Origin of the sequence: Agromyces excoecariae (assembly GCF_051715505.1) — a bacterium.
Classification (GTDB): domain Bacteria; phylum Actinomycetota; class Actinomycetes; order Actinomycetales; family Microbacteriaceae; genus Agromyces.
This window is the reverse complement of record NZ_JBPSLA010000003.1, coordinates 1-17,326: the sequence shown is the minus strand read 5'-3', so window position 1 is coordinate 17,326 and position 17,326 is coordinate 1. Positions and strand designations below refer to the sequence as shown.

Sequence of the window (17,326 nt, the reverse complement as noted above, 5' to 3'; positions counted from 1 at the left end):
ACGGCGACGGGTCGCTCACCAAGAGCAACCTGCTGCCGGGCACCTACACCTGCGTGATCATCATCGACCCGTGAGCTGAGAAGGCAGCTCGCACCTGACACGAGGAGCCCCGCCGGCATCGCCGACGGGGCTCCCCTGGTGTGTGCCCATATCTGGGTACATGAGGTTTTCTCATTCTTGTTCCGGGCGATGACGTACGGGAGTAACGTGCGAACTGGCGTGAGAGACCCCTACGGCGCGATGCACGCCCGGTGAAGCACCTACCCACCTCGTCGGACGCGCCGTTGCGGACCGCCCGAGTCCGCCCACCGCCCGCAGAGGCCGTCCGGTCCGACCGGACCTGGCGAACCTGCGACACCGGAGGCGAACATGCCATCCACTACCCGAATCCGAACGCCCGAAGAGCGCGCTGCGCTCCGGCGGCGGCTACTCCGCGGCGCCGCCGGCGCCGGCTTCCTGGCGCTCGTCGGCACGGTGATGATCGGAGGTCCGGCACAGGCCGTCAACCCGCCGGGCATCATCAGCCTCGACGGCAGCAACTTCGAGATCGACTCCGACGCGAACCTCGAGGTCGACAACGGCGGTTGGGACGACTGGGCCTCGGTGAGCTACGTCGTGCAGCCGGATGCGCCATCCGGGACCGGCGACGACTCGTTCGGCCAGGGCTCCAAGGAGGACACCGCAGTGCCCTCGCCCGTCACGGGCAGCATCCCGCCGAACAAGTCCGACCTGAAGAACTTCGGCCTCTACCTCGAGGAGACGCCGGGCGACGACTTCCTCCACCTGTTCTGGCACCGGGTGCAGGACCCGACCGGCACCACGAACATGGACTTCGAGTTCAACCAGTCCGACGTCGACTCCGGCAACGGCGTGACGCCGCAGCGCACCGCGGGCGACCTGCTCATCCAGTACGACCTCGCCAACGGCGGCACCAACCCCGAGCTCTTCCTCTCGATGTGGGTCGCGTCCGGCAACAAGTCGCTCTGCGAGGCAGCGAACAGCACCCCGTGCTGGGGCGTCCGTGAGAGCCTGACCGCCGCGGGCGACGCCACCGGATCGATCAACACCAGTGTCATCCCGGCCGCAGAGAACGACGGGTTGCAAGCCGAGGACATCTCGCCGCGGACCTTCGGCGAGGCGACGGTGAACTTCTCCGCGATCGTCGGCGACGGCTGCGTGGCGTTCGGCAGCGCGTACCTGAAGAGCCGGTCCTCCGACTCGTTCACCGCCGCGATGAAGGACTACATCGCACCTGTGCCGACCGGGATCAACAACTGCGGCGCATTGAAGATCGTGAAGACGAGGAAGCACGCGGCAGCCACCCCGACGACGCAACCGCACGCGGGAGTCGTGTTCAACGTCTCGGGCGGCACACTGCCTGCCGGCACCACGGCGACGACCGACGCGAACGGCGTGGCCTGCATCGCGGGCATCGACGCCGGCAGCTACACCGTCACCGAGCAGGTTCCGACCGGCTACGCCGTGACCTCCGCCAACCCGCAGAACGCGACGGTCGTCGCCGACACCGACTGCGACACGGCCACGCCGCTGACGTTCACCAACATGCCGTTGACGGACTTCACGATCACGGTCGACTCCCAGATCGACGGCGGCACGGCGTCGACGATCGACTGCGATGCCGCATCCGACCCGCCGTACGAGGCGACGACCGGTGCCGACGGCGACGGGTCGCTCACCAAGAGCAACCTGCTGCCGGGCACCTACACCTGCGTGATCATCATCGACCCGTGAGCTGAGAAGGCAGCTCGCACCTGACACGAGGAGCCCCGCCGGCATCGCCGACGGGGCTCCTTCCCTGTGACGCGGCCGGTGCGCGAGGCGCCGGCCGCGGCATCCGCTGTCTTACGCGCCGAGCGCCTCGTAGACCTCGCGCAGCAGGCGGGCGGTCTCGGACGGCGTCTTGCCGACCTTGACGCCGGCGGCCTCGAGGGCCTCCTTCTTCGCCTGGGCGGTGCCGGCCGAGCCGGACACGATCGCGCCGGCGTGGCCCATCGTCTTGCCCTCGGGCGCGGTGAAGCCCGCGACGTAGCCGACGACCGGCTTGGTCACGTTGGCCTTGATGAAGTCGGCCGCGCGCTCCTCGGCGTCGCCGCCGATCTCGCCGATCATGACGATGGCCTTGGTCTCGGGGTCGGCCTCGAACGCGGCGAGCGCGTCGATGTGCGTCGTGCCGATGATCGGGTCGCCGCCGATGCCGATCGCGGTCGAGAAGCCGAGGTCGCGGAGCTCGTACATCATCTGGTACGTCAGCGTGCCCGACTTCGAGACCAGGCCGATCGGGCCCTTGCCGGTGATGTTCGCGGGCGTGATGCCGACGAGCGCCTCACCGGGGCTGATGATGCCGGGGCAGTTCGGGCCGATGATGCGGGTCTTCTCGCCCTTCTCCTTGGCGTAGGCCCAGAACTCGGCCGAGTCCTGCACGGGCACGCCCTCGGTGATGATGACGAGCAGCGGGATCTCGGCGTCGATGGCCTCGACGACCGCGTCCTTCGTGAAGGCCGGCGGCACGAACGCGATCGAGACATCCGCCCCGGTCGCCTCGATGGCCTCGCTGACCGACGCGAAGACGGGCAGCTCGACGTCGTTGCCGTCCTGGTCCTTGTGCAGCACCGTGGTGCCGGCCTTGCGAGCGTTCACGCCGCCCACGACCTCGGTGCCTGCCGCGAGCATCCGCGCGGTGTGCTTCGAGCCCTCACCGCCGGTGATGCCCTGGACGATGACCTTGTTGTCCTTGTTCAGGAAGATCGTCATTGCAGTGATCCTGTCCTTCTGCGCTTACGCGGCGTTCGCCAGCTCGGCGGCCTTGTCGGCGCCCTGGTCCATGTTGTCGGCGAGGGTGACGAGCGGGTGCGCCGCCTCCTCGAGGATGCGACGGCCCTCGGCCACGTTGTTGCCGTCGAGGCGCACGACGAGCGGCTTGTTCGCCTCGTGGCCGAGCTCGGCGAGCGCGCCGACGATGCCCTTGGCGACCTGGTCGCACGCGGTGATGCCGCCGAAGACGTTCACGAACACCGACTTGACCTGCGGGTCGCCGAGGATGATCGACAGGCCGTTGGCCATGACCTCGGCTGAGGCGCCGCCGCCGATGTCGAGGAAGTTGGCGGGCTTCACGCCGCCGTGGTTCTCGCCGGCGTAGGCGACGACGTCGAGCGTCGACATGACGAGGCCCGCGCCGTTGCCGATGATGCCGACCTCTCCGTCGAGCTTGACGTAGTTGAGGTCGAGCTGCTTGGCCTTGGCCTCGAGCGGGTCGGCCGCGTCCTTGTCCTCGAGCAGCGCGTGGCCGGCGTGACGGAACTCGGCGTTCTCGTCGAGCGTGACCTTGCCGTCGAGGGCGATGACGTCGCCGTCCTCCGACAGGATGAGCGGGTTGACCTCGACGAGCGTCGCGTCCTCACCCGTGTAGACGTCGTAGAGCTTCACGAACACGTCGGCGACCTTGTCGACGAGCTCGGCCGGGAAGTTCGCGGCGACCGCGATCTCGCGGGCCTTCTCAGGGCTGATGCCGGTGCCGGGGTCGACCTCGATGCGCGCGAGGGCCTCGGGCTTCTCGACGGCGAGCTGCTCGATCTCCATGCCGCCCTCGACGCTCGTGAGCGAGAGGTAGGAGCGGTTGGCGCGGTCGAGGAGCACCGAGAAGTAGAACTCCTGCGCGATGCGCGCACCCCCGGCGACCATGACGCGCTTGACGACGTGGCCCTTGATGTCGAGGCCGAGGATCGCCTTCGCGGCCTCCTCCGCCTCGTCGGGGTTCTTGGCGACCTTGACGCCGCCCGCCTTGCCGCGGCCGCCGGTCTTCACCTGGGCCTTGACGACGACGACGCCGCCGAGCTTCTCGGCTGCGGCGCGCACGTCTTCGGGGGTGTCGGCGACGATGCCCGGGAGCACCGGCACTCCGTACTTCTCGAAGAGGTCTCTGGCCTGGTACTCGTAAAGATCCACGCTCTGCTTCCTATCGTTCGCGCGGAATGCGCGCAGGGATGGGTGGGTGAGGGGCCCGGCTGTGAGAGTCTCGACGTCAAGATACCTCGATGTCGAGATAAGTCGAACCGCGACCATGGTACTCCGTCGCCGACGGGCCGCCGAACCGGCGATCCCGGCGACGCGCGTGGGACCGCGCCGCTCAGGTGAGCCTCACCATGCTGGCGAGCGGCGCTCCGCTTTGCGAGACTGCCGCCATGACGGATGCCACGGCCGAACCGGTGCACCGCACCGACCCGCACGACGGGAAGGTGCATGAGAAGCTCAACTGGCTGCGTGCGGGCGTGCTCGGCGCGAACGACGGGATCGTGTCGGTCGCCGCGCTCGTGGTCGGCGTCGCCGCGGCGACGACGGATGTCGCAGCCATCCTCATCGCGGGCATCGCCTCCGTGATCGCCGGCGCGATCTCGATGGGCCTCGGCGAGTACGTCTCCGTCTCGAGCCAGCGCGACACCGAGCATGCGCTCATCGCCAAGGAGAAGGGCGAGCTCGCCACGATGCCCGAGCAGGAGCTCGCCGAGCTGACGGCGATCTACCGCGCGAAGGGGCTGTCGGAGGAGACGGCCGACCGCGTCGCGCGCGAGCTGACCGACCACGATGCACTCGCGGCGCACCTCGAGGCCGAGCTCCACATCTCCGAGACCGACGTGGTGAACCCGTGGCACGCGGCATGGGCGTCGGCCGCGGCATTCCTCACGGGCGCCGTCCTCCCGATGCTCGCGATCCTGCTCCCGCCGCCTGAATGGCGGATCATCACCACCTTCGTGGCCGTCGTCATCGCACTGGCCATCACCGGTTGGCTGTCGGCGTGGATCGGCGGGGCCCCGCGCACGCGGGCGATCACCCGGGTGGTGGTCGGCGGCGCGCTCGCGCTCGCGGTGACCTGGGCGATCGGCGCCCTGCTCGGCGGGGCGGTCGCGTAGCGCGATCAGCGGGAGGGGCGTCGGATCCGACGCGCGATCACCCGTGGTCGTCGGCTCGCCTCGGCCACCCTGGCGTCGCGAGCAGCCCACCGTCTCGTGCGACCGCGAGCACGTCGATGTCGTGGCGGTCGGCGAGGTCGTCGAGCGATGCGCGCCCCCCGGCCACGATGGCCGTGGCGAGCACGTCGGCCGTGACGAGGTCGGCCGCGGCGACGCTCACCTGCACGAACGGCGACGGGCCGGCACCCGGCACGGTCCAGATGTGGTCGCCGCGCTCGGCACTGCCCGAGGTCGCGACGGCGCGACGGCGCGGCGGATCGAGGTCGATGCGCCCGAGCAGCGCGGTGCGGTCGGCCGGGTCCACGATGCCGATCGGCCAGGTCGCGGCCGGTCGGACCGCGTCGTCCGCGACGGCGGCACCGCCCGCCCCATCCGCGGTCGCGGCGACGAGCACGTCGCCGCCGGCGTCGATCGCCCAGCCCACGACGCCGGCGCGGTCGAGCGCCTCTCCCGCCTCCTCCACGGCGAGCGCCTTGACGACGCCGTTCAGGTCGATGAGCCCGTCGCCGCGGTGCGGCGTGAACGCGCCGTCCGTCGCATCGCGCCACTGCAGGGCGAGCGCGTACGCGTCGCGCACCTCGGCGCTCGCAGCGACGAGGGCCAGCTCGCCGCGGCCGATGCGGCTGAGCTCGGAGCGCGGGTCGAACAGGCTGCACCGCTCCTCCCACCGCTCGAACACCGCAGCTGCGGCGGCCAGCGCAGCAGCGGGCGCGGCCGCGGGCGCGGGCGCGGGCGCGCCCGACGGTCCGACGCGGATGCTGACGACCGTCCCCATGGCCTCGAAGGCCACGGGAGGCAGCACGGTTGCGGGCGTCGCGCGGGCGCTCGATCCGGCGTCCGGCATCAGAACCCGGCCTGGTCGAGCGCTGCCTGCAGCGACTGGAGGTACGCCGCGCTGGTGTAGGTCGCCCCGCCGATCATCGACACCGACGCCGACTGGGCCTGGAGCACCTCCGACCGGAGCATCGGCGCCGCGCGATTGCTGATCTGCACCGATCGCCCGTCACTGTCGGTCAGGTGCAGCGCGGTCACGTCGGTGATCGATCCGCCCGAGATCGTCACCTGCACCTGCACGTTCCCGAACCGGGTCGAGACGCTGGTGCCGGCGTACGTGCCGTCGGCGGCCCCCGAGGCGGAGGCGGACGAATCGGCGGATGCCGCGGCATCCGTCGACTGCGTCGAACTCGAGGACGAACTCGACGACGAGGATCCCGAGGCGCCCGTCGACCCGGCGCCCGCTCCGGACGCGCTCGACGCTCCGGAGGAGCCCGACGTGTCCGTCGTGGTCGTGCTGCCGGCCGTGAGCGACGTCGTCGCGGCGTCGCCGAGCTGCCAGCCGCCGAGGATGGCCGCGGCCGAGGCCGCGGAGGCCAGGAGGAGTGCGCGTGTTCTCACCAGTCGAACCTCTCGTGATGGATCTGCTCGGGTGCCAGGCCCGCCGCGCGGGCCTCGGAGATGACGCCCTCGGCCCAGCCGCGCGGACCGCAGACGTACAGGTCGCTGTCGGCGACGGCGGGGACCAGGGCGAGCAGGTGCAGCCCCTGGCGCTCGGCCGACGGCGTCAGCCAGCCGCGACCGCGACCGCCTGGCACCGTGATCAGCGTGGCGCCCCGCTGGTGGCAGAGCTCGCGCACCTCGTCGAGGAGCCACCCCTCGGCGGGTCCCTGGGTCCGGAGCACAACGGTCGCCTCGCCTGGCCGGAACCTCGCCGACTCGAGGAGCGACCGGATCGGCGTGACCCCGATGCCGGCGGCTACGAGCGTCAGCCGGCGCCGACTGCGGGATGCCTCGCTGAAGATGCCGTACGGCCCCTCGAGCGCGACGCGCGTACCCGGGCGGATGCCGCCGAGGCTCGCCGACCCGTCACCGAGCGCCCGCACGGTGATGCGGAGCCGGTCGCCCCGCGGGGCCGCGGAGAGCGAGTACGGGTGCGCCTGCCACCACTGGCCGGCCGAGAGGAAGCGCCAGATGAAGAACTGCCCGCCCGTCGCGCGGAGCGCGGCGAGCCGTCGGCCCCGCATGGTGACCGAGACCACGCCGTCGCGCGGGTCGCCGACCGGATCGATGCGCTCGACCACGAGCCCGTGACGCAGCGACGCCACGAGGGGCGCGACGACGCGCCATCCGATCACCGCCGCGAACGTGCCGAACGTGATCACGAGCCAGTACGCCCACTGCCAGGTGCCGACCACGAACAGGCCGCCGACGCTGAACTGGTGCGGCAACGCGGCGAGGACCGCGACGTAGACGAGCAGGTGGATGACGTGCCACACCTCGTACCGGAACTTCCGGCGCACCGCGACGAGCGAGCTCACGACGACCGCGAGGAACAGCGCGAACCCGAGGAGCGCGAGGGGCAGGTCGGGCAGGTTCCAGATCACGACAGCCTCGGCCCAGAGGTCGACGCCGTCGGCGATCGCGTACCCGGCGAGCAGGAGCACGCCGTGGGCGAGGAGGAGGTAGAGCACCGGCTTCCCGAGCCGGCCGTGGAAGGCCATCGCCGCATCGTGCCCGACGGCGCGCTCGATGAGCGGCACCCGGGCCGCGAGCAGGAGCATGACGAGCACGAGGTCGGTCGCGGCGAGGCCGGCGATGATGCCGAGTGACGTGAGTGCGGCGCCCGGGTCGCCGAAGCGCGCGGCCCCGCCCTCGGCGAGGAACAACGCGACGGCGATCGCGACGGATGCCACGGCCGCCGCCTGCAGCAGGTCGACCCGCCACAACCGGCGCCCGGCGCGCGAGCGCTCGTCGGCGCCCAGCGGTCGCGTGGGCCGCTCGAGGTGTCGAGCGTCGTGAACGAGGAATGCCATGTCCCGATGGTGCGCCTCGGGTCTATCGCCTCCCCGTGCGACGCCTATGCGGTTGCTGGGAACCGGTCACCCGACGCGACCGAGTGCGAGCGCCGCGTACATGAGGGCCGCCACGCTCTCGCCGTCGGTGATCTCGCCGTCCCGGATCATCCGCATGACCTCGCCCCAGGGTTCCGCGCGGACGTCGTGGATCCCCTCCTCGGCCTGGCCGTGGGCATGCCCGCCCGTCCCGCCCGCTCCGGCACGGAGGTCGGTCGCCAGCCAGACCGACTCGGGCGCCCGGCAGATGCCGTTGAGCGCGGTCATCGCGCCGATCTCGCGCCAGGCATCGGCCTCGAACCCGGTCTCCTCGAGGAGCTCCCGCCGGGCGGCGATGAGCGCCTCCTCCCCGTCGGAGCCTCCTGCCGGCACCTCGATCGAGCGGCCGACGGTGTGCCGGTCGACCGTGACGAGCAGGACCTCGTCAGCATCGGTCATCGCGACGACGAACACCGCGGGGTTGCGCATCTCGACCACGCCGTAGATGCCCTCGGCCCCATCGGGCCGGACCACGTCGTCCTCGACGACGCGGATCCACGGGTTCTCGTAGACGGTGCGCTGCGCGCGGATCGGCCAGGTCACAGCTTCTCGATCGGCGCGATCTTGATGAGGAGCTTCTTCTGCCCCGCGGTGTCGAACGCGACGTGCGCGATGCGCTTCGTGCCCTCACCCGTGACTTGGCGCACCGTGCCCTCGCCGAAGTCGGTGTGGCGGATGCGATCGCCCGCCTCGAGCGTCAGGTCGCCGTTGTCGCGCACGGTGCCCGTGACCCGGTTCGCCCACTCCGTCTTCGGTGCGGCCGACTTCGTGACGCTGAACCGCTCGAGGTCGCGGTCGCGCGTGCCCCAGGCGCCGCCTCCTCCCCCGCCGCCGAAGCCCCGACGGGCGTTGAGCGCGCGGGGCTGGCTGCCGCCGCGGCTGTTCGCCATGCCGGGCGACTGCTTCCAGTCGACGAGCTCGTCGGGGATCTCCTGAAGGTAGCGGCTCGGCATCGCCACGGAGACCTCGCCGAACTGGGCACGGCTCATCGCGAGCGAGAGGTAGAGGCGCTTGCGCGCCCGCGTGATGCCGACGTAGAAGAGCCGCCGCTCCTCGGCCGGGCCGCCCGGTTCGGAGGCCGACATCTGGTGCGGCAGCAGGCCCTCCTCGAGTCCGGTGAGGAACACCGCGTGGTACTCGAGGCCCTTCGCCGTGTGCAGCGTCATGAGCGAGACCGTGCCGGATGCGTCGTCGAGTTCGTCTGCAGCGGCGACGAGGGAGACCTGCGTGAGGAAGTCGACGAGCCCCGCGCCCGGATTCTCGCGGTCGAAGTCCTTCGTCTGCGCGAGGAGCTCCTCGACGTTCTCTGCGCGCGTCTCGTCCTGCGGATCGCGGCTCGTGCGGAGCGTCTCGACGAGCTTCGAGCCCTCGATGAGGAACGCGAGCACCTCCGAGACCTTCGAGGCCCCCTCGTTGGTGCCCTCGTCGATGCCCTTCTGCGACGGCACGAGCATCGCGGCGGCGGCGTCGAGCAGCTTGGCGAGGTCGAGGATCGCCTTCGTGACCTTCGGCCCCAGCGCCAGGCCGTCGGCCGCGCGCATCGCCTGACGGAACGACAGGTCGTTCTGCTCGGCGAAGCTCGCGATGGCGGTTTCGGTCGCCGGCCCGATGCCGCGCTTGGGGGTGTTCAGGATGCGCCGGATGGCGAGTTCGTCGAGCGGGTTCGCGACGGCGATGAGGTACGCCATCGCGTCCTTGATCTCTGCACGTTCGTAGAACTTGGTGCCGCCGACCACGCGGTAGGGCAGCGCCGAGCGGACGAAGATCTCTTCCAGCGCACGCGTCTGCGCGTTGGTGCGGTAGAACACGGCGATGTCGCGGTACGCGACGCCGGCGCGGTGCAGGGACTCGATCTCGTCGGCGACGAACTGGGCCTCGTCGTGCGCCGAGTACCCGGTGTACCCGGTGATCTTGTCGCCGTCGCCGTCGGCCGTCCAGAGCTTCTTGTCCTTCCGGTCGAAGTTGTTCGAGATGACCGCGTTCGCAGCGCTCAGGATGTTCTGCGTCGACCGGTAGTTCTGCTCGAGCAGCACGACCTTCGCGCCCGGGAAGTCGCGCTCGAACTCGACGATGTTGCGGATGTCGGCGCCGCGGAACGCGTAGATCGACTGGTCGGAGTCGCCGACGACCGTGAGGCTCGCGCCGGGGATCGCGCCCGTGGCATCCGTCATGCCCCGCACGAGCACGCCGTGCTGGTCGAGCTCGGCGACGACGTCGGGCTCGACCGGCCGGGTGAGCTCGCGGATCAGCGCGTACTGCGCGTGGTTCGTGTCCTGGTACTCGTCGACGAGGATGTGCCGGAACCGCCGCTGGTAGAGCGCGGCGACCTTCGGGAATGCGCGGAACAGGTAGACCGTCTCGCTGATCAGGTCGTCGAAGTCGAGCGCGCTCGCGTCGCGCAGGCGGCGCGTGTACTGGCGGAAGATCTCGAGGAACATGACGTCGTTCGGATCGTTCGTGTTGACGTTCCGCGCGTACGTCTCGACGTCGCTCAGCTCGTTCTTGAGCTTCGAGATCTTCGCCTGCGCGCTCGCGGGCGTGAACCCGAGCGTGTCGGCGTCGAGCTCCTTGATGATGCGCTTGAGGATGGTGCGCTGGTCGGCCGAGTCGTAGATCGTGAAGGTGCTCGACAGCCCGATGGCCTCGGCCTCCCGACGGAGGATGCGCACGCAGGCCGAGTGGAACGTCGAGATCCACATGCCGCCCGCAGCCTCGCCGAGCAGCGCCTCGACGCGCTCGCGCATCTCGGCCGCCGCCTTGTTCGTGAACGTGATCGCGAGGATCTGGCTCGGCCACGCCTCGCGCCCGTCGATCAGGCTCGCGATGCGGTGCGTGAGCACGCGCGTCTTGCCCGACCCTGCGCCCGCGACGATGAGCAGCGCCTGACCGCGGTACTCGACCGCCTCGCGCTGCTGCGGGTTGAGCCCGGCGGTCAGTCGATCGGATGCCGCGTGGCCGGCGCCGCGGGCCTCGTCGGCGTGCTCGCGGTCGGCCGCGCCGCGCGCCTCGCGCCAGCCGGTGGGGTCGTCGGGGTCGAGGATCAGCGTCATGTCCCGACAAGTCTAGGCGCGGCATCCGACAGCCCGGCGCGGTCGTCGGAACGCGAGCGCCTCGCGCGCTGCTGGTCGCTCGACCTCATCCACGACTCCCGTGAATGCGCGGCGCCCGCCGCCATTTCGCGGGAGTCGGCGCAGGGAATCCGCCACGAACGCGAGGACTGTGGAGAACCGCCCGAACCGCTCCCCAGTGAAATGGCGACACATGGCGCCGATTCACGGGAGTCGGCCCGAGCGCGACGAGGTGAGCGACGCGGCTCGGCGCCGGGGCGGGCGTCAGGAAAGGACCTCGGAGTCGAAGTACGCGCGACGCGCCTCGAAGCCGAGGTCGGGGTGGTCGACGAACACGCCGTCCACGCCCGTGTCCATGATCCGGGTGAACTCGCCGAGCCAGTCGCCCCACCCGCCACGCGAGGAGCCGCGCCGGAACTCGGGCGCGAGGAACCGGTTCTCGGGTCGCAGGGTCCAGGTGTACACCGCGAGCCCGGCGGCATGCGCGGCATCGACGAGATCGGACCCGCGCAGCGGGGCGTCCGGGCCCCGCCGCCGCGGCGGCGCCCCCTCCACGGGCTCCGGCCTGCCGCCGACCAAACGGCCCTTGCCGACACTGACGCCATGCACGAGGCCGCCGAGCGCGAGCAGCCCCCGTTCGCTGACGAAGGAGTCGTACGTCCTCGCCGCGGACCCCTCGGCGGCGACCAGGTCGAACGGCGCACCGCGGTCCTCGACCAGCAGCACGCGCGTGCCGCGCACCCCTTCCGAGACCAGCCGATCGAGCAGGCCGGGTTCGAACGACTCCGAGATGATCCGGTCGTCGCCGCGTCCCCATCCGGCAGCCGACAGCTCGGCGGCGAACAGCTCCTCGAGCGGCAGGCCCAACGCGGCGAAGTGCGTCGCGTGCTTGAACTCGGCGACGAGGCGGATGATCCGGCGCGACTCGTCCGTCGCGGCGTCCAGGAGCCCCAGCAGGTCGCGGAATCGCAGGACGGGGTACCGGCCGTCGAAGCTCGCACTGTGCGGGCGGATGCCTCCGAGCCGCTCGGTCGCGCGGAGCGTCGCCAGCTCGGCCCAGGTGAAGTCCTCCGTGAACCAGCCCGTCAGCTGACGGCCGTCGACCTCGCGCGTGGTGCGGCGCGACGCGAATTCGGTGCGGGAGGCGACATCCGTCGTGCCCGAGATCTCGTTCTCATGCCGCAGCACGAGCACGCCGTCGCGCGTCGCGACGAGATCGGGCTCGATCGCGTCGGCGCCGAACGCGAACGCCATCCGGTACGCGGCCTCGGTGTGCTCCGGCCGATACCCGGACGCGCCGCGGTGCCCGATGACGAACGGACGCTCGGCGAGATCGCGCAGCATGGGGCCAGCGTATCGAGCGCCGAGGCGGCAACCGCCCCGGAATGCCGGGGGATTTCACGGCGTTGTCACCGCCGGAACAGGTAGATTTGACGGACGCGACCGCCGGGTCGCGCGATTCCCCTCCACACGACGGAAAGCCGAAAGCAGAGGAACCACAGCAATGGCTCTCAACAACCCCGCCTTCTCACGCAACGAGGCGTTCACCTCCGGCCAGGGGGCGGTGGCTGTCGCACAGGACATGTCCGCCCAGCAGCTGCAGGACATGTACAACCAGCCCGCGACGCTCCCCGACCGCGACGTCATGACGATCGAGGACTCGATCGCGAAGTCGGCCGCCGCCTTCGGCGTGCTGCTCGTCGGCGCGGCGATCGGCTGGCTCACGGTCCAGTCGGTGCCGTTCCTCTGGATCGGCGCCGGCCTCGTCGGCTTCGTCCTCGCGCTCGTCAACATCTTCAAGAAGGAGCCGTCGCCCGCGCTGATCCTCGCGTACGCGGGCGTGCAGGGCATCTTCGTCGGCGGCATCTCGGCGTGGTACGAGATGGCCTACGGCGGCGGCATCGTCGCACAAGCCGTCATCGCGACGCTCGTGGTCGTCGGCGTGACGCTCGCGCTCTTCGCCTCGGGCAAGATCCGCGCGTCGAAGCGCGCGACGAAGATCTTCCTCGTCGCGATGGTCGGCTACCTGGTGTTCTCGCTCGTGAACATGGGCCTCATGCTCTTCAACGTGACCGACGACCCGTGGGGCCTCCGCGGCGCCGAGATCGCCGGCATCCCGCTCGGCCTCATCATCGGCGTGCTCGTCGTGATCATGGCTGCGTACTCGCTCGTGCTCGACTTCGACTTCATCCAGCAGGGCGTGCGCAACCGCGCCCCGAAGAAGTACGGCTGGACCGGCGCCTTCGGCATCATGGTCACCGTCATCTGGCTGTACCTGGAGATCCTGCGCATCCTCGCGATCGCGCGAGACTAGCTCCAGCGCACCGCATTCGCGAACGGGCCGTCCCCTCGGGGGCGGCCCGTTCGCGTGCACGAAAACACCCTGTTCTGGGGGCCGACCACCGGTGGTGGCGACGCGGGCGCTGTGCAACGGTGACCGCAGCGGCCGGGGGAGGCCGCACCAACAGGACAGCAGGGGGGCTGCCTCATGGAACAGAGATTGGAGCTGCGCCGACTTCTCGCGCTCGCCGTACTGGCGATCGCGGCCTTCGCGCTCAGCATCCTCGGACCGGTGACCACGGCCAACGCGGCGCCGGCGACGGTGACCGTCGAGTACGACTGCGACCAGGACGGCTGGGTCGTGACGTCGTCCAAGGCGCTCTCGAACATCGTCGTCACCGACGGTCAGACGACCGAGCGGACGCTCTTCGGGAGCGATCCGAAGGTGTACACCACGGTGATCACGACCGCGGGGCTCACCACCATCTGGGTGAAGTCCGGAAACAACCACTCCGGCGACGGACCCGGCTACGGTGAGCGTTTCGACCTGGCCCCGCCGGACTGCGGGCCGCTGGACGAGGACGGTGACGGGTACCCGGCCGGCGAGGACTGCGACGACACCGATCCCACGATCAACCCCGGAGCCGTGGACATTCCGAACGACGGAATCGACCAGAACTGCGACGGGAGCGACCTGGTCGTCGGCGACGGTGAGATCCGCGTCACCCTGACCTGGACGACGGATGACGACCTCGACCTCCATGTGGTCGACCCCAACGGCGATCGACTGTGGTACGGGAACAAGACGGTGCCGAGCGGCGGCGAACTCGATCGCGACGACAACGTCGGGGTCTGCGGCATCGACCCGGAGCCGGGAGGCGTCGAGAACGTGTATTGGCCGGTCGGGTCTGCGCCCAGCGGCATGTACACGGTGGAGATCGACAACTACTTCGACTGCCCGACGACCGGAACCTGGAACCTCCAGGTGTTCGTCGGCGGAGCCCTCGTGGTGGACCAGTCCGGCACTGACCTGGACAACATCGGACCGGCGTTCTCCGGGGCGTGGGAGGTCTACGAGACCACGTTCACGAACTGACCGCGTGCGGAGGCGGGAGCTCTCGGGCTCCCGCCTTCGCCGTCACGTTCGTCGGGAGACGGTCGCCGATCGGGAACTCGGCCGCGACGCCCGCGCGAGCAGCACCGCGCGCTCGCGCTCGTTCGCGGTCAGACGCGCGGATTCCGCGAACGCCTCGCGAGCGTCATCCGCCCGCCCGACCCGCTCCAGCAGTTCGCCGCGCACGGCGTGCAGCGGGTGGTACTTCGCCAGCCGGCCGTCGGCGGCGAGTACGTCGACGAGCGCGAGTCCGGCCCCGGGGCCGTCGGCCATCGCCACCGCGACCGCGCGGTTCAGCTCGACGACCGGCGAGGGGGCGACCTGCGCGAGGGCGCCGTAGAGGTCGACGATGGCCGGCCAGTCGGTGTCGTCGACGGATGCCGCGACGTCGTGCTGCTCCGCGATCGCGGCCTGCAGCGCATAGGGTCCTCGGCCCCGGCCGATCGCATCGGCGCGCGCGAGCGCCGCGCGCCCCCGGGTGATCGCCGAGCGGTCCCACCGTCGTCGATCCTGGTCGCCGAGCAGCACCGGATCCCCGGCGGCGTCGAGCCGCGCGGGGAACCGCGCCGCCGTGAACTCCATGAGCGCGACGAGCCCGTGCACCTCGGGCTCCCGGGGAACGAGGGCGGCGAGCACACGGCCGAGCCGCAACGCCTCGCGACTGAGCTCGGGCCGCATCAGGTCCTCCCCCGCCGAGGCGGAGTGGCCCTCGTTGAAGATCAGGTACAGCACCCCGAGCACGGTGCCGAGGCGCTCCGGGAACTCCGACCGGGGCGGCACCTCGAACGGCACCCCGGCCGCGCCGAGCGTCTTCTTGGCCCGCACGATGCGCTGCTGCACGGTCGACACGGGCGTGAGGAACGCACGCGCGATCTCCTCGGTCGTGAGACCGCCCACCACGCGCAGCGTGAGCGCGACGCGCGCTTCGCGCGAGAGCAACGGATGGCACGACACGAACACGAGCCGGAGCACGTCGTCGTCGATCGCGTCCGGATCGTAGGGCAGTCCGCCCGCGGCATCCGTCGCCTCGGCCTGCTCGCGCTCGAGGTCGTGCGCGATCGCGGCGAGCCGCTCGTCGTAGCGTTCGCGGCGGCGCCAGCCGTCGATCGCCCGGCGCTTGGCGACCGCGGTGAGCCACGCGCCCGGGTTCGAGGGGATCCCCGAGGCCGGCCACTGCGCGAGCGCCTCGGCGAGCGCGTCCTGGGCCAGGTCCTCGGCGAGCGCGAAGTCGCCGACCATGCGCGTGAGCGTCGCGACGATGCGCGCGGATTCGATGCGCCACACGGCGGCGACGGCGCGCCGGGCGGACTCGGGGTCCGTCGGGCGCGCCGTCGCGGCATCCGTCTCGTCGGTCACGCGCAACCGTGCCCGGTCAGGCCCGCGCGGCGCCGCGTCGGGCGTCCTCGGCGAGGCGCTCGGCCTGCTCGGCCCGCCAGCCCGCCTCCTTCCGGATCCACTCGTTGTCCTGCGGGAAGTCCTCGATGTCGTTCACGCGGCGCACCTCGAGCTTCGTCCCCGGGCCGAGCGGGCAACGACGAGCCCACTCCACGGCCTCCTCCTTGGAGGCGACGTCGATGATCCAGAACCCGTTGAAGAGTTCCTTCGTCTCACCGTAGGGACCGTCGGTGACGAGCGGCGTCTCGGCCGAGAAGTCGACGACGAATCCCTCGCTCGCGTCGGAGAGGCCTTCGCCGGCGAGCATGATGCCGGCCTTCATCATCTCCTCGTTGTAGCGGCCCATCGCCGCGATGACCTCGTCGAACGGCATGTCCTGGAAGGCCTCGAGGGCCTCGTCGCTGCCGCGCATGATCATCATGTACTTCGTCATGGTGGTTCGCTCCTCGCGTGTCGGGGTCGCTGTTCGACCCTCTCACTGATGACGTCGAACGGGAAGACGCCCGATCGACACCGCGCTGGGGGAATCTCCGACGTCAGAGCCCGAGCGTCTGCATGGTCGCGCGGATCGCGTCGCCGGATGCCGCGAGCAACCCCGACTCGGTCTCCGACATCGGCGTCTCGGCGATGGGGAACGCACCGGTGCCGCCGACGATCGACGGCATCGACAGCGCGACGCCGTCGAGCCCGAACGCCCCGGAGTGCACCGTCGAGACCGGAAGCACCGCATGCTCGTCGTCGAGCAGCGCCTCGACGATGCGCGCGCCGGAGAGCCCGATCGCGTAGTTCGTCGCGCCCTTTCCGCGGATGACGGTGTAGGCCGCGTTGCGCACCTCCGACGCGATGCCGTCGAGCTCGTCGATCGAGAAGCGTTCGCCGCCGGTCCAGTCGAGGATCGGGACCGGTCCGATCCGCGCGTTCGACCAGAGCGGGAACTCGGTGTCGCCGTGCTCGCCCACGATGTCGGCGTGCACGCTCGAGGTCATGACGCCGGCGCGCTTCGCGAGCAGCCAGCGCAGGCGCGAGGTGTCGAGCACCGTGCCCGACCCGATGACCCGCTCGGGCGGCAGGCCGCTGATGCGCTGCGCCGCGACGGTGAGCACGTCGACGGGATTCGTGACGAGCACGTAGATGGCATCGGGCGCGCGCTCCAGCAGTTGCGGCAGGAGCCGCTCGAGGATCCCGACGTTGGTGCCCGCGAGCTCCATGCGACTCTGCCCGGGCTGCTGCTTCGCACCGGCCGTGATCACCACGACGTGCGAGTCGGTCACGACGTCGAGATCGGCGCCGCCGATCACGTTCGACCGCGTGAACTGCGTTCCGTGCGCGAGGTCGAGCACCTCGGCCTCGACCTTCTCGGCGGCGATGTCGTACAGCGCCACCTGGTTCGCCGACTCCCGGATGAGCGACGCGTACACGAGGCTCGCGCCGACGCTTCCGGCCCCGATGACGCTGAGCTTGGAGTTCTCGATGACCGCCATGCCGCCATGCTCGCAGATGCGACCGACGGATGCCACGGGACGGCGGAGGGGGGGGGCCCCCAGGGGCCGCCCCCCCCCCACACCGGGGGCGCGCGCCCGCCCCCCACACCCCACC

The 17,326-nt window shown here is 70.9% G+C and carries 15 protein-coding genes; 4 read left to right on the top strand and 11 right to left on the bottom strand.

The genetic code is table 11. The features are described from left to right. Window positions 1-369: 369 nt before the first annotated feature. Window positions 370-1,752, top strand: coding sequence for an MSCRAMM family protein (locus ACSJD1_RS04750; protein WP_438854165.1), 1,383 nt, complete (start codon window positions 370-372; stop codon window positions 1,750-1,752). 111 nt (window positions 1,753-1,863) lie between these two features. Here the strand turns inward: ACSJD1_RS04750 and sucD are convergent, their stop codons facing one another. Together sucD and sucC are read right to left on the bottom strand one after the other, a co-directional pair. Further along, on the bottom strand, window positions 1,864-2,772 hold the full coding sequence (gene sucD, locus ACSJD1_RS04745) for a succinate--CoA ligase subunit alpha (RefSeq protein WP_438854164.1): 909 nt from the start codon (window positions 2,770-2,772) through the stop codon (window positions 1,864-1,866). Between the two features lie 24 nt (window positions 2,773-2,796). After that, on the bottom strand, window positions 2,797-3,963 hold the full coding sequence (gene sucC, locus ACSJD1_RS04740; protein ID WP_353816020.1) for an ADP-forming succinate--CoA ligase subunit beta: 1,167 nt from the start codon (window positions 3,961-3,963) through the stop codon (window positions 2,797-2,799). A 236-nt stretch (window positions 3,964-4,199) separates the two neighbouring features. Between sucC and ACSJD1_RS04735 the strand changes: the two genes are divergently transcribed. Further along, window positions 4,200-4,925 carry a VIT1/CCC1 transporter family protein gene (locus ACSJD1_RS04735; protein ID WP_438854163.1) on the top strand — a complete coding sequence of 242 codons (726 nt, stop codon included), beginning with the start codon at window positions 4,200-4,202 and terminating at the stop codon, window positions 4,923-4,925. Between the two features lie 37 nt (window positions 4,926-4,962). Here the strand turns inward: ACSJD1_RS04735 and ACSJD1_RS04730 are convergent, their stop codons facing one another. The 6 genes from ACSJD1_RS04730 to ACSJD1_RS04705 all read right to left on the bottom strand — a co-directional run bounded on the left by ACSJD1_RS04730 (window position 4,963) and on the right by ACSJD1_RS04705 (window position 12,285). Continuing rightward, the gene (locus ACSJD1_RS04730) at window positions 4,963-5,829 is read right to left on the bottom strand and encodes an FAD:protein FMN transferase (RefSeq protein WP_438854162.1); all 867 of its coding nucleotides are present in this window, start codon (window positions 5,827-5,829) and stop codon (window positions 4,963-4,965) included. Beyond that, window positions 5,829-6,380, bottom strand: a complete 552-nt coding sequence (locus ACSJD1_RS04725; RefSeq protein ID WP_438854161.1) for an FMN-binding protein — start codon at window positions 6,378-6,380, stop codon at window positions 5,829-5,831. The genes ACSJD1_RS04730 and ACSJD1_RS04725 overlap by 1 nt, the downstream gene beginning before the upstream one ends. After that, entirely contained in the window at window positions 6,377-7,795 is a 1,419-nt protein-coding gene (locus tag ACSJD1_RS04720) for a ferredoxin reductase family protein (protein ID WP_438854160.1), read from the bottom strand. Before ACSJD1_RS04720 ends, ACSJD1_RS04725 begins: the two co-directional genes overlap by 4 nt. Before the next feature lie 66 nt (window positions 7,796-7,861). Then, complete coding sequence (locus ACSJD1_RS04715; protein ID WP_438854159.1) at window positions 7,862-8,416, bottom strand: NUDIX domain-containing protein; 555 nt, start codon at window positions 8,414-8,416, stop codon at window positions 7,862-7,864. Then, complete coding sequence (locus tag ACSJD1_RS04710; protein WP_438854158.1) at window positions 8,413-10,923, bottom strand: ATP-dependent helicase; 2,511 nt, start codon at window positions 10,921-10,923, stop codon at window positions 8,413-8,415. Before ACSJD1_RS04710 ends, ACSJD1_RS04715 begins: the two co-directional genes overlap by 4 nt. 282 nt (window positions 10,924-11,205) lie before the next feature. Beyond that, on the bottom strand, window positions 11,206-12,285 hold the full coding sequence (locus tag ACSJD1_RS04705; protein WP_438854157.1) for a glycerophosphodiester phosphodiesterase family protein: 1,080 nt from the start codon (window positions 12,283-12,285) through the stop codon (window positions 11,206-11,208). 160 nt (window positions 12,286-12,445) lie between these two features. Here ACSJD1_RS04705 and ACSJD1_RS04700 point away from each other — a divergent pair, with 160 nt between their 5' ends. Together ACSJD1_RS04700 and ACSJD1_RS04695 are read left to right on the top strand one after the other, a co-directional pair. After that, complete coding sequence (locus tag ACSJD1_RS04700) at window positions 12,446-13,255, top strand: Bax inhibitor-1/YccA family protein (RefSeq protein ID WP_438854156.1); 810 nt, start codon at window positions 12,446-12,448, stop codon at window positions 13,253-13,255. Window positions 13,256-13,429: 174 nt separating this feature from the next. Then, window positions 13,430-14,317, top strand: coding sequence for a MopE-related protein (locus ACSJD1_RS04695; RefSeq protein WP_438854155.1), 888 nt, complete (start codon window positions 13,430-13,432; stop codon window positions 14,315-14,317). A gap of 42 nt (window positions 14,318-14,359) precedes the next feature. Here the strand turns inward: ACSJD1_RS04695 and ACSJD1_RS04690 are convergent, their stop codons facing one another. The 3 genes from ACSJD1_RS04690 to ACSJD1_RS04680 all read right to left on the bottom strand — a co-directional run bounded on the left by ACSJD1_RS04690 (window position 14,360) and on the right by ACSJD1_RS04680 (window position 17,211). Then, the gene (locus ACSJD1_RS04690; RefSeq protein WP_438854154.1) at window positions 14,360-15,691 is read right to left on the bottom strand and encodes an RNA polymerase sigma factor; all 1,332 of its coding nucleotides are present in this window, start codon (window positions 15,689-15,691) and stop codon (window positions 14,360-14,362) included. Between the two features lie 16 nt (window positions 15,692-15,707). After that, entirely contained in the window at window positions 15,708-16,163 is a 456-nt protein-coding gene (locus ACSJD1_RS04685; protein WP_438854153.1) for a YciI family protein, read from the bottom strand. Between the two features lie 103 nt (window positions 16,164-16,266). Next, on the bottom strand, window positions 16,267-17,211 hold the full coding sequence (locus ACSJD1_RS04680) for an L-lactate dehydrogenase (protein WP_438854152.1): 945 nt from the start codon (window positions 17,209-17,211) through the stop codon (window positions 16,267-16,269). Window positions 17,212-17,326 lie beyond the last annotated feature (115 nt).